The following is a 13,608-nucleotide window of genomic DNA, read 5'->3' as shown; positions in this document are numbered from 1 at the left end:
GCGCTTGGCACGCGCTTCGCATGGCTCTGTCTAATTTCATCCCGCTTGGGATGTGGGGCATGCGGGCCGGTATCGGTATCGGCTGAATCGGTATTGGCGCCGGATGCCGGCCTGCCCTTGTTGGCCAACAGCCAAGGGAATACTACGTGCGGATCTGCCTGCTCAATATCGACCGAATCACCGACCTCTCCGATGCCCAGCACGACACGCTCCGGCGCGTCGCCGCGCTGGGATTCGACCATGTCCTGCTGTCTGGCCGCGCCGCTGTCCTGCCTGGAGACCACGACACGCTGTCCGCGCTGGCGGCACTCTGCGCGGATAGCGTGCGGCAAGGCCTCACCCCGTTGCTCGATGTCTCGCTGGACCGCTTCCCGGAACATGGCACCGGTATCGACCCGGCATGGATCGACCGCGCCGCGCCGGCCTTCACGCCGCACGATACCGACAACCACCTGCCAGGGGTGCGCCTGCGGTGGCAGTCGCCCGCGGTGGCTGCAGCGCTGGTGGAGTGGTGGGCCACGCAGCTGCGCGCGGCACTCGCGGCCGGCGTTGCCGGCTTCTGCCTGCGTGCGCCGGCGCGGGTGCCCGGCCGATGCTGGACCACGCTGACCACCGCGCTGCGCGGCGATGGCCTCGCGCCGCAAGGCCCGCGCCCGATTCTCCTGGTCTGGACGCCGGGCCTGACGCCGGCACAACTCGACAACCTGATGCCGGAGCAGTTCGACGGCGCCTTCTGCTCGCTGCCATGGTGGGACTTCCGCAGCCCGTGGCTGACCGAGGAGATGGCGCGCCTGCGTCCGTTCGGGCGCGTGCTGGCGGCGCCATCGCAGTCGCCGGCCAGCCAGGACGCGTTGTCCGCCCGACGCGCCTTGTGGACCGCCGCCGCGATCGGCGATGGCCTGCTGGTGCCCGAGGGCTTCGAGACCGGCGGCACGAATGCCCATGATCCCCTGGCCGATGATGGCGGCGCCCGGGACGGCGCGCCGTACGACATCACGCATGAAGTGCTGCAGGCCAACGCCTGGCTGGCCACGCGCCCGTCCGCTCCGGCGGTGTCGGTCAGGCTGCTGAGCGGGCCCGACGCCGCGCTGACCGTGCTGGCGCGGCTGCAGGCGCCGGACAGCCGCGACGGCGACAGCGCCGCCCTGACGGAATCCGCGCTGACGATCGTGATCAACCCGGACACGCAGGAACCCGGCACGCTCGGCGTCGACCGCGTGCTGGCGACGCTGCCGGCTGCGTCGTCCCGACTGGCGTTGTCGGACGGCGGCCCCGGCGGCAGCATGGACCCGGACGCCGCACTCGATGCGCTGGCCGACATGACGCTGGCCCCCGCCGACATCCGACTTTATCGCGCCGTCCCCGCGCACACCCGCCATGCCCCGCGCCTGCCGCAGCCCGGCGACGCCGTCAGCGCGAGCGGCCTGGGCAGCGTGGTGGCCGCGCTTGAGGCGCCGCGCATTGCGATCGAAGCGGTCGAGCCTGCGTGCGATAACGGTCGCTTCCCGGTGCGCCGCGTGGTCGGCGAGCGCGTCGAGGTCAGTGCGGATATCTGGATGGATGGCCACGACAAGCTGGCCGCCGCCGTCCTGTGGCGCGCGCCGGGCGAGGACGCCTGGCACGAAGCGCCAATGCGCCCGCTGGTCAATGACCGCTGGGTCGGCAGTTTCCCGCTGGTCGGGCTGGGCCGCCACGCGTTCACGGTGGAAGCCTGGCGCGACACCTTTGCCAGCTGGCTCGACGAGATCGGAAAGAAGCGCGCGGCAGGCGTGGATATTTCGCTGGAGATCGAGGAAGGGGCACGGCTCGTGGCCGACGCCCTGATGCCCGCGCAGGGCGACACGCCGCCCGACAGCGAGTTGTCCGCGCTGGTCGATGAACTGACCGCCAGCGCCGGCGACGACAACGCGCGGCTCGATATCCTGCTGTCGCCGCGTACCGCCGCGGCCATGCATGCCGCCATGCAGAAGCCTGAGGGACGCCCGTTCGCGAGCCGGCATCCGGTGCCGATGCCCGTGGAAGCGGAACGGCTGGCCAGCCGCTTTGCAAGCTGGTACGAGCTGTTCCCGCGCTCCGCCAGCAACGACGAAAGCCGCCACGGCACCTTCGATGATGTGATCGCCCGACTGCCGTCGATCCGCGCAATGGGCTTCGACGTGCTGTACTTCACGCCCATCCACCCGATCGGCAAAACCCATCGCAAGGGCCGCAACAACAGCCTGCGCGCACGGCCCGACGACCCGGGCAGCCCGTACGCCATCGGCGCCGACGATGGCGGCCACGATGCCCTGCACGCCCAGCTCGGCACCTTCGAGGACTTCGAGCGCCTGCGCATTGCCGCTGCCGCGGCTGGGCTGGAACTGGCGCTCGACTTCGCGATCCAGTGCTCGCCGGACCATCCGTGGCTCAGGCAGCATCCGGAATGGTTCACGCGCCGTCCGGACGGTTCGCTGCGCTATGCCGAGAACCCGCCGAAGAAGTACGAGGACATCGTCAACGTCGACTTCTACGCGGCGGCGCCCGCGGCCGCCGCGCTGTGGCAGGCGCTGCGCGACGTGGTGATGTTCTGGGTCGAGCGCGGCGTGCGCATTTTCCGCGTGGACAATCCGCACACCAAGCCGCTGCCGTTCTGGGAATGGATGATTGCCGACGTGCGCGCACGGTACCCCGACACCATCTTCCTGGCCGAAGCCTTCACGCGCCCCAAGATGATGGCGCGGCTGGCCAAGCTGGGCTTCAGCCAGTCCTATACGTACTTCACATGGCGCAATACGCGCGCCGAGCTGGCCGAGTACATGACCGAGCTGACGCAAGGCCCGCTGCGCGAGTTCTTCCGGCCGCATTTCTTCGTCAACACGCCCGATATCAACCCGTACTTCCTGCACCGCGGCGCTCGCCCGGCCTTCCTGATCCGCGCGGCGCTGGCCACGCTGCTGTCGGGGCTGTGGGGCATGTACAGCGGCTTCGAGCTGTGCGAGTCCGCGCCGCTCGTGCTCGACGGCAAGGAGCGCGAGGAATACCTGGACTCCGAAAAATACCAGCTGCGCGCGCGCAACTGGCACCAGCCGGGCAACATCGCGGCCGAGATCACGCGGCTGAACCACATCCGCCTGGGCCACCCTGCGCTGCAGAGCCACCTGGGGCTGCGCATCTATCCGGCCGGCAATGACGCGGTGCTGTACTTCGCGCGCTTCGTTCCGGGCACGGGCTCGACCTTCGGCGACGACGTGCTGCTGGCCGCGATCAGCATGGACCCGTTCGCCGCGCAGGAAGCCACCGTCGATATCCCGCTGTGGGAATGGGGCCTGCCCGACCACGGCAGCGTCGCCGTGCAGGACCTGATGGACGAGCACCGCTTCGCGTGGCACGGCAAGCGCCAGCGCATCCGGCTCGATCCGGCGCGGCTGCCGTTTGCACTGTGGCACCTGACCCCGATCGGGCAGCCGGTACGGCGCGACGCCATCCCGTCGCCGGCTTACGATCCGCACGGCGCGTAGCGCGGCGACAGACACTGGCATACCTGGCAGAACCAAGGCACGGAGACACGGATGAAACGCCTGACCGAACCCGCCAACGCCCTGCTGCTCAATGCCGATCCGCTCTGGTACAAGGACGCCGTCATCTACCAGCTCCACATCAAGTCTTTCTACGACGCGAATGGCGATGGCGTCGGCGATTTCGCCGGCCTGCTGGCCAAGCTGGACTACCTGGTCGACCTTGGCGTCGACACCATCTGGCTGCTGCCGTTCTACCCGTCGCCGCGCCGCGACGACGGCTACGATATCGCCGACTACCGCAGCGTGCATCCCGACTACGGCACGCTGGCCGAAGCGCGCCGCTTCGTGGCGGCGGCCCATGCGCGCGGCATCCGCGTGATCACGGAACTGGTCATCAACCACACCTCGGACCAGCATCCGTGGTTCCAGCGCGCGCGCAAGGCCAAGCCAGGCTCCGCCGCGCGCCGCTACTACGTCTGGGCCGACAACGACCAGGCCTACGCCGGCACGCGCATCATCTTTTGCGACACGGAAAAGTCCAACTGGAGCTGGGACGCCGTGGCGGGCGCGTACTTCTGGCACCGCTTCTATTCGCACCAGCCGGACCTGAACTTCGACAACCCGCAGGTGATGAACGAAGTGCTTTCGGTCATGCGCTTCTGGCTGGACATCGGCGTGGACGGGCTGCGCCTGGACGCCGTGCCCTATCTGGTGGAGCGCGAAGGCACCAGCAACGAGAACCTGCCCGAGACCCACGCGGTCATCCGCCATGTGCGCGCCCATCTGGATTCGCATTACCACGGCCGCATATTGCTGGCCGAAGCCAATATGTGGCCCGAGGACGCGCAGCAATATTTCGGCCGCACGAGCGCGGATACGAGCACGGGCGATCGCGGCGACGAATGCCACATGGCCTTCCACTTCCCGCTGATGCCGCGCATGTACATGGCGATCGCGCGCGAGGACCGGTTCCCGATCACCGACATCATGCGCCAGACGCCGGAGCTGCCCACCGACTGCCAGTGGGCCATCTTCCTGCGCAACCACGACGAGCTGACGCTGGAGATGGTGACCAGCAGCGAGCGCGACTATCTCTGGGAGGTCTACGCCTCCGACCGGCGCGCGCGCATCAACCTTGGCATCCGGCGCAGGCTGGCCCCGCTGATGGAACGCGACCGTCGCCGCATCGAGCTGATGAACAGCCTGCTGTTTTCCATGCCCGGCACGCCGGTGATCTACTACGGCGACGAGATCGGCATGGGCGACAACATCCACCTCGGCGACCGCGACGGGGTGCGCACGCCGATGCAGTGGTCGCCGGACCGCAATGGCGGCTTCTCGCACGCCGACCCCGAACGCCTGGTGCTGCCACCGCTGCAGGGGCCGCTCTATGGCTATGAGGCGGTCAATGTCGAAGCGCAGGCGCGCGATCCGCATTCGCTGCTCAACTGGATGCGCCGCATGCTGGCGCTGCGGCGCAAGCACCGCGCCTTCGGGCGCGGCACGCTGCGCTTCCTGTTCCCCGGCAACCGCAAGATCCTGGCCTACCTGCGCGAGTACGAGGACGAGCACATCCTGTGCGTGGCCAACCTGTCGCGCGCGCCGCAGGCCGTCGAACTCGACCTGGCCAGCTTCAATGGCCGCGTGCCCGTGGAGATGATGGGGGCCACGCCGTTCCCGGCCATCGGCACGCTCACCTACCTGCTCACGCTGCCGCCGTACGGCTTCTACTGGTTCGTACTCAGCGACGAGGCACATCCGCCCGCGTGGCACGTGAGCGCGCCTGAACAATTGCCTGACCAGATCACGCTGGTCCTGCAGAACAAGGGGCGGCTCGAACTGACCGAGGCATCGCGCCAGATCCTGAACGCGGAAGTGCTGCCGCCCTATATCCGCCGCCGGCGCTGGTTCGGGGCCAAGGACGAGAGCATCCACAGCGCCTCGCTTGCATACCTGTTGCCGTTTGCGCGCGGCGCCGCGGGCGAAGAGATCTATCTTGGCGAAGTCGAGGTCCGGCTATCCGGCGGGCGCACCGAGCGCTACCAGCTGCCGGTGGGGCTGCTGTGGGACCGCGAGAGCGCCGATGGCGTGTCCCAGCTTGCGCATGGGCTGTCGATGGCCCGCGTGCGTCAGGGCAGCCGCATCGGCCTGGCCACCGATGGCTTCGTGCTGGAGCCGTTCGCGCGCGAGGTGATCCAGGCCTTGCGCGCCGGCGTCGAGCTGCACGGCCCGCAGGAAACCATCCGCTTCCGTGCGGAGCCGGGCTTGTCGGCGCTCCAGCCAGAACAGGAAGAGATCCAGTGGATGTCGGCCGAGCAGTCCAACAGCTCGCTGTCCTACGACAGCACCGCCGTGCTCAAGCTGGTGCGGCGCCTGTCGGGTGGCATGCACCCGGAAGTCGAGATGACGCGCTACCTGACGGCGCAGGGCTATCCGCATTCGGCGCCGCTGCTCGGCGAAGTGTCGCGCACCGGCAGTGACGGCATTGCGCACACGCTGATGCTGGTGCAGGGCTATATCCTCAACCAGGGCAATGGCTGGGACTGGACGCTGGACTACCTGAGCCGCGTGATCGACGACGCGCTCCCCGCCGAGGAAAACCATGACGAGTTCACCGAGGCCATGAACGGCTACGTCGCCATGGCCGGCACGCTCGGGCGCCGGCTGGCCGAGCTGCATGCCGTGCTGGCGCGGCCCACGGACGACCCGGCCTTCGCGCCGCAAGCCGCCACCGAGGCGGAAACGGCGCAGTGGGCCGAACAGGCGATGGCGGCCCTGTCGCGCGCGCTCGCGCTGCTCGAAAAGCGTCCGCACGACGATCCGAAATCCGCCAGCAAGCGTTTCGAGGTCGATGTCGACACGCTGATGAAGGCCCGCAAAGCCCTGCCCGAACTGGTGGCGCGGCTTGCGGCCGCCGCGCCCGGAAGCCTGCAGACCCGCATCCATGGCGACTTCCACCTGGGCCAGGTGCTGATCGCGCAGAACGACACCTACCTCGTCGACTTCGAAGGCGAGCCGGGGCTGCCGCTCGACTGGCGGCGACGCAAGACTTCGCCGCTGCGCGACGTGGCCGGATTGCTGCGTTCGATCGATTACGCCGCGGCCACGGTCGGCACCGACCGCCAGGAGCGCACCCATGCCGAACTGCCTCCGGCGCTGGCCGAGCGGCGCAGCGGGCTGCTGGAGCGATTCCGCTCGACCGCCAGCGACGCATTCCTGGCCTGCTACAGCCAGCACATGGAGGGCTCCGGTGCGCCCTGGGTGCAGGCGGAGCAGCTCCAGCCGCTGCTCGACCTGTTCCTGCTGGAGCGCGCCGCCTACGAAGTCGAATATGAAGCCGCCAACCGCGTGGCGTGGATCGACCTGCCCGCCAGCGGACTTGCGCGCATGGTGCGCAAGCTGCTGGCCGCGAACCTGGAGGCCCAATGAGCCGCGTCGACATCCAGGCCGCCGGGCGCCGGTCCGATACCCTCCCCGATGACGCGCTGAATGCGCTGCTGGCGGGCCGCCACGGCGACCCGTTCGCCGTGCTGGGGCCGCACCAGGACGGCGATACGCTGGTGGTGCGCGCCTGCGTACCGGGCGCGCAAGCCGTGACGCTGACCGATGCGCAGGGTACGCCGCTGGCGGACATGACGGCCCTGCACGATGGCGGCGTGTTCAGCGGACGCATTGCCGCCGGCAACCCGGATTACCAGTTGCGGCTGCGCTGGCCCGACGGCCAGACCCAGCTCAGCCGCGACCCCTATGCCTTCGGCCTGCTGCTCGGCGAACTGGACCTGCACCTGATCGCCGAGGGGCGGCACTTCGAGCTGGGTTCCTGCCTGGGCGCGCAGTGGCGCCGGATCGACGGCGTCGAGGGCGTGCGCTTTGCCGTGTGGGCACCCAATGCGCGGCGCGTATCGGTGATCGGCGACTTCAACGGCTGGAACCCTGCCCGTCACCCGATGCGCCTGCGCCAACCGAGCGGGGTCTGGGAGCTGTTCATCCCGGCGGCCATGGGCGCAAAGCCCGGCTGTCACTACAAGTTCGACCTGCTCGACCCGCACGGCGCCGAACTGCCCGACAAGGCGGACCCGCTCGCGCTGGCCACCGAGCCGCCCCCGGCCACCGCATCGGTCGTGGCCGAGCCCGCGGTGTCCGCCCCGCCCTTCCCCTGGCAGGACGATGACTGGATGCGCCTGCGCAATGCCGTCGAGCCGTACGCGGCGCCGCTGTCGATCTATGAAGTCCATGCCGGGTCCTGGCTGCGAGCGGCCAATGATCCCGCGCACGGCTGGGACATCCTGGCCGAGCGGCTGATTCCCTACGTCTGCGAACTCGGCTTCACGCACATCGAGCTGTTGCCGGTGACCGAGCACCCGTTCGGCGGCTCATGGGGCTACCAGCCGCTGTCGCTCTACGCGCCCACGGCACGCCTCGGGCCGCCGCAGGCGTTCGCGGCATTCATCGACCGTTGCCACCGCAGCGGCATCGGCATCATCCTGGACTGGGTGCCGGCGCATTTCCCGACCGATCCGCACGGGCTCGCGCATTTCGACGGCACCGCGCTCTACGAACACCAGGACCCGCGCGAAGGCTTCCACCAGGACTGGAACACGCTCGTCTACAACCTCGGCCGCAATGAAGTGCGCGGTTTCCTGCTGGCCGGCGCGCTGCACTGGCTCGAGCACTTCCACATCGACGGGCTGCGCGTGGATGCGGTGGCGTCCATGCTCTATCGCGACTACAGCCGTGCGGCTGGCCAGTGGGTGCCCAACCGCTTCGGCGGCCGCGAAAACCTGGAGGCCGTGGCGTTCCTGCGCGAACTCAACACGGTCGTGCATGAGCGCTGCCCCGGCGCGCTGACCATCGCCGAGGAGTCGACCGCGTGGCCCGGCGTCACGGCCAGCACCGCCAGCGGCGGGCTCGGCTTCGACTTCAAGTGGAACATGGGCTGGATGCACGATACGCTGCGCTACCTGGCGCTGGACCCGATCCATCGCGCCTGGCACCACCAGGACATGACATTCGGGACGGTCTACGCCTGGTCCGAGGCCTTCGTGCTGCCGCTGTCGCACGACGAGGTCGTGCACGGCAAGGGCTCGATGATCGGCAAGGCCCCCGGCGACGACTGGCAGCGCTTTGCCGGCCTGCGTGCGTACTACGGGTTCATGTGGGCGCACCCTGGCAAGAAACTGCTGTTCATGGGCGGCGAACTGGCGCAGTGGCAGGAATGGAACCACGATGCGGAACTCGACTGGGCGCTGCTCGACCACCCGATGCACCGTGGCGTCCACACGCTGGTGCGCGACCTCAATGCGCTGTACCGCGAACTGCCCGCGCTGCACGAACTCGACCATTCGCCCACGGGATTCCAGTGGGTGGTCGGCGACGATCACCAGAACAGCGTCTTTGCCTGGCTGCGCCGCCCCGCGCCAGGCAGCGGCGACGTGGTGCTGGCTGTGGCCAACATGACACCGGTGCCGCGCCACGGCTACCGCGTCGGCGTGCCCTTTACCGGCAGCTGGCACGAACGCCTGAATACCGATGCGGCCTGCTATGGCGGCAGCAATGTCGGCAATGAGGGCGCGCTCCTGGCCGAGCCCGTGCCGGCGCATGGGCAGGAGGCTTCCCTGTCGCTCACCCTGCCGCCGCTGGGCATGCTGGTACTCCAGCATGCCGGCGCGCAGGCATGACCATGGCGCTCCAGCCCGCGGACCGCCTGCTGGCCGGCAAGCCTTATCCGCTCGGCGCCCACTGGGACGGGCTCGGGGTGAATTTCGCCGTGTTTTCGGCCAATGCCTCGCGCATCGACCTGTGCCTGTTCTCCGGCAACGGGCGCAAGGAACTCTTGCGCATGCCGCTGCCCGAATGCACCGACGAAGTCTGGCACGGCTACCTGCCCAACGCCGCGCTGGGCACGCTGTACGGATACCGTGCCTTCGGGCCGTATGACCCGGTGCGCGGCCACCGCTTCAACGCGCACAAGCTGCTGCTCGATCCTTACGCGCGCCAGCTCAGCGGACCGGTGCGGTGGTCCGACGCATTGTTCGGCTACCGCCTGCACAGCGCGCGCGGCGACCTGACGCCCGACCGCCGCGACAGCGCCCCGACCATGCCCAAGGCCGTGGTGGTCGACGAGAGCTTCCACTGGGGCAACGACCGGCCGCCCGACGTCCCGTGGCGCGACACGGTCATTTACGAGGCGCATCTGCGCGGGGTGTCGATGCTGCGCGAAGATGTCCTGCCGCACCAGCGCGGCACGTTCGCCGCGCTGTGCGATCCTCGTTTCCTGGACCACCTGCTGAGCCTGGGCGTCACCGCCGTGGAGTTGCTGCCGGTGCATGCCATCCTGCAGGACCGCTTCCTGCTGGAGCGCGGCCTGCGCAACTACTGGGGCTACAACACGCTGGCGTACTTCGCGCCGGAGCCGTCCTACCTGGCCACAAGCCAGCTCCACGAACTCAAGGTCGCGGTGCGGCGGCTGCACGCGGCCGGCATCGAAGTCATCCTCGACGTGGTCTACAACCACACCTGCGAAGGCAATGAATTCGGCCCGACGGTGTCGTGGCGCGGGCTGGACAACGCCAGCTACTACCACCTCGTGCCCGGCGACGAACGTCACTACCTCAACGACACCGGCTGCGGCAACATGCTCAACCTGCCCCATCCGCGCGTGCTGCAGATGGTGCTGGATTCGCTGCGCTACTGGGTCGAGTGCTACCACGTCGACGGCTTCCGCTTCGACCTGGGCACCACGCTCGGCCGCGAGCAGAACGGCTTCGACCCGGGCGCCACGTTTTTCGGTGCGGTGCTGCAGGACCCGGTGCTCAGCCGCGTCAAGCTGATCTCCGAGCCGTGGGACCTCGGCCCGGGCGGGTACCAGCTCGGCAACCAGCCGCCCGGCTTCGCCGAGTGGAACGACAAGTTCCGCGACACCGTGCGGCGCTTCTGGCGCGGCGACGCCGGCCAGCGCGGCGAACTGGCGGCGCGGCTGGCCGGCTCGGCCGACCTGTTCGATCGCCGCTACCGGCGGCCGTGGTCGAGCATCAACTTCATCACCGCGCATGACGGCTTCACGCTGGCCGACCTGGTCAGCTACAACGGAAAACACAACGAAGCCAACGGCGAAGACAACCGCGACGGCACCGACAACAACCACAGCGCGAACTGGAGCCTGGACGGCAACGTCGAAGGCCCCACGGACGATCCCGCCATCCTCGAACTGCGCGCGCGCGTGGCCCGGACCATGATGGCCACGCTGTTGCTGGCCCAGGGCACGCCGATGCTGACCGCCGGCGACGAGTGGGGCCGCAGCCAGGACGGCAACAACAATGCGTACTGCCAGGACAATGCGCTGTCCTGGCTGGACTGGAAGCAGGCGCAGACGCCCGAAGGCCAGACCCTGCAGGAGATGGTGCGCCGCCTGCTGTCGCTGCGGCGCCGGCTGTACGCCATCGGCGTCCACCGCTTCGCGCACGGCAACCATGAGCCGGTGCCGGGCATCGGCGATATTGCGTGGTTCGACGCGGAGGGGCAGCCGCCGAGCCCCGACGCCTGGGCCGACCCTGAAATCCGCACGCTCGCGCTGCGCCGGGCGGAACGCCCGGAACCGGCCCGGCGCGCCGTGCGCAACGGCCAGGGAGGGCCGGTGCAGGTGACGCTGTTGCTGCTCAATGCCAGCGACACGGATGCGGTGTTCCACCTGCCCGAGCCCGCGCTGGACTGGCAGTTGCTCTTTGACAGCAGCCAGCCGGAACTGCCCGAAGCCGGCCGGTCGGCGGCCGGCGTGACGTTGCAGGCCGTGCCCGCCCACGCCCTGGTCCTGCTCGCCGCCCAGGCCGAGCCGCAGCGGCATGCGCGCCCGGCCGTCCCGCCACCCAGCCCCCCGCAGGAGCCAAACGCATGACCGCGCCGACCGTCTCTGCGTTGCACGCGCTGGCACGGCGCGCCGGCCTGCAGCCGCACTGGCTCGATGCCTGGGGCCACCCGCAGCAGGTCGCGGATGCGACGCTGCGCCGCCTGCTGCAAGGCCTGGCGCTGGCCTGCGACACGCCCGCCCAGTGCCGTGCCTCCGGGGCACGGATGGACGCCGAGGACGCGGCCCTTGGCCTGCCCCCGCTGATCACGGCGGACCAGGGGCAGCCCGCCGCGGTGCCCTGGCGCGATGGCGCCGAAGCGCGGCCGTACCGGATCGAGCTGGAAGACGGCGGCGAGCTCGACGGCACGGCGGAGCCCGCCGCGGACGGGACGCTGTGCCTCGCCCCGGTCCCCGCATGCGGCTACCACCGCCTGCGCATTGGCGATGCGCAGACCGTGCTGGCCGTGGCCCCGCAACGCTGCTTTGGCGTGGACGATGCGCTGCGCGCAGCGGGCCGCGGCTCGACCTTGGCGGCAGGCGAACGCGCGTGGGGCCTGGCGGTGCAGCTCTATGGCCTGCGCCGCGGCGCGCCAACCGGCATGGGCGACCTGTCGGCCCTGGCGCAGTGCTGCCAGGCCGCCGCCGCCGAGCACGCCGATGCGGTGGCGATCAATCCGCTTCATGCGGGCTTTGCCGCGCTGCCGGAGCGCTACAGCCCTTATTCGCCGTCCAGCCGGCTGTTCCACAATCCGCTCTATGCGGACCCCGCCGCCGTCTTCGGACAAGACGCGGTCGACCGCGCCATCGCGGCGCTGAGCGCCGGCGCGGCCTTCGCGCAGCACGAGGCCCGCAGCGAGATCGACTGGCCGCACCTGTCGCGGCTGCGCCTGTCCGTGCTGCGCTGGTTGTGGGAACACCGCGGGCAGTTGCTGCCGCCATCGGCGCTGGATGCATGTGCGGCGTTCCGCGCGCGCGGCGGCACCGCGCTGCATGCGCACGCGTGCTATGAAGCGATTCAGGCCGCACGCCTGGCCGAAGCGGCCAACGGCATGAACGCCAACGGTGCGGCGGACTGGCGCTGCTGGCCGGTGACGCTGCGCTCACCCGCCGATACGGCCGTGACCGCATTCGCGATGGCCCACCCGCAGGAAATCGACTACCACGCGTTCCTGCAATGGCTGGCCGACGACGGACGCGCGCGCGCGCAGCAGGCCGCGCGCGATGCAGGCATGGCGATCGGCGTGATTGCCGACCTGGCCGTGGGGGCGGACCCCGGCGGCAGCCAGGCATGGTCGCGCCAGCAGGACTTCCTGGACGGCTTCCACGCCGGCGCGCCGCCCGATGTCTACAACCCGCACGGACAGGACTGGGGCGTCACGGTGTTTTCGCCGCGAAGCCTGCACCGGCACGGCTATGGTGCCTTCATCGAGATGCTGCGCGCCAACCTGGCCCATGCCGGCGGCTTGCGCATCGATCATGTGCTGGGCCTGGCGCGCATGTGGCTGGTGCCCGCCGGCGCGTCGGCACGCGACGGGGCGTATCTCGAATTTCCGCTGCAGATCCTGTTGCGGCTGGTGGCGCTGGAATCATGGCGGCACCGCGCCATCATCATCGGCGAGAACCTGGGCACGGTGCCGGCGCACCTGGACAGCGCGCTGGCCGCGCGCGGCGTGCTTGGCATCGACGTACTGTGGTTCGCGCGTGCCGCACCGGCATTGCCGGAAGCAGACGGCACCGAACCCGATGCACCGGCCGAAGCGGCGCCGCCGTTCCTGCGCGCCGAGGACTGGCCCAGGCATGCGGTCGCGACGACCTCGACCCACGACCTGCCGACGGTCGCAGGCTGGTGGCAAGGACGGGACCTGGCATGGCGCGAACGCCTTGGCTTGCTCGCGGCAGACGAAACGCCCCAGGGCGCGCGTGACGCGCGTGTGCGCGAGCGCACCGCACTGTGGCAAGCGCTGCGCGACGCTGGCCTTGCCGGCGCGGACATGCCCGGCCCGGAACATCCGCCGCTTGACACCGTGCTGGCCTGGCTTGGCCGCACGCGCACGCCGCTGCGCCTGTTGCCATTGGAGGATCTCCTTGGCGTGGCCGAACAAGCCAACCTGCCCGGCACCACCGCCGGTCATCCCAACTGGCAGCGCAGGCTCGATGCCGATGTGCGGTGGCTGTTCGATACGCCGGCCCTGCGTGCACGGGCACGCGCGGTGCGCCACGGCCAGCTGCCCGGCGCGGCGCGCGCGCGCTGAGCCGCCTTGATACGGA

The 13,608-nt window shown here is 69.8% G+C and carries 5 protein-coding genes; all 5 read left to right on the top strand.

The window, feature by feature from the left end:
* The first annotated feature begins 146 nt into the window (after positions 1-146).
* The 5 genes from AC3FKH_RS10520 to malQ are packed head-to-tail and all read left to right on the top strand — an operon-like array spanning position 147 to position 13,592.
* Positions 147-3,497 (top strand): alpha-1,4-glucan--maltose-1-phosphate maltosyltransferase, encoded by a 3,351-nt coding sequence (locus tag AC3FKH_RS10520; protein ID WP_488675279.1) that lies wholly within the window; start codon positions 147-149, stop codon positions 3,495-3,497.
* Positions 3,498-3,548: 51 nt separating this feature from the next.
* The gene (gene treS, locus AC3FKH_RS10515) at positions 3,549-6,926 is read left to right on the top strand and encodes a maltose alpha-D-glucosyltransferase (RefSeq protein ID WP_488675276.1); all 3,378 of its coding nucleotides are present in this window, start codon (positions 3,549-3,551) and stop codon (positions 6,924-6,926) included.
* A complete protein-coding gene (gene glgB / locus AC3FKH_RS10510) occupies positions 6,923-9,175 on the top strand; it encodes a 1,4-alpha-glucan branching protein GlgB (protein WP_488675274.1) in 2,253 nt (750 codons plus the stop codon). Before treS ends, glgB begins: the two co-directional genes overlap by 4 nt.
* A gap of 2 nt (positions 9,176-9,177) precedes the next feature.
* Positions 9,178-11,388 (top strand): glycogen debranching protein GlgX, encoded by a 2,211-nt coding sequence (gene glgX, locus AC3FKH_RS10505; protein WP_488675630.1) that lies wholly within the window; start codon positions 9,178-9,180, stop codon positions 11,386-11,388.
* Positions 11,385-13,592, top strand: coding sequence for a 4-alpha-glucanotransferase (gene malQ / locus AC3FKH_RS10500; RefSeq protein WP_488675273.1), 2,208 nt, complete (start codon positions 11,385-11,387; stop codon positions 13,590-13,592). Before glgX ends, malQ begins: the two co-directional genes overlap by 4 nt.
* Positions 13,593-13,608: the final 16 nt, after the last annotated feature.

It is taken from the genome of Cupriavidus sp. 21MJTG02-4 (assembly GCF_057798975.1).
The sequence above is the reverse complement of the archived record's forward strand: the minus strand, read 5'-3'. Positions and strand labels throughout refer to the sequence as shown.

Excerpts from the sequence above, each read along its gene's own strand:
- treS (WP_488675276.1), top strand. The coding sequence starts at position 3,549 with ATGAAACGCCTGACCGAACCCGCCAACGCCCTGCTGCTCAATGCCGAT.
- glgB (WP_488675274.1), top strand. The coding sequence starts at position 6,923 with ATGAGCCGCGTCGACATCCAGGCCGCCGGGCGCCGGTCCGATACCCTC.
- glgX (WP_488675630.1), top strand. The coding sequence starts at position 9,178 with ATGGCGCTCCAGCCCGCGGACCGCCTGCTGGCCGGCAAGCCTTATCCG.
- malQ (WP_488675273.1), top strand. The coding sequence starts at position 11,385 with ATGACCGCGCCGACCGTCTCTGCGTTGCACGCGCTGGCACGGCGCGCC.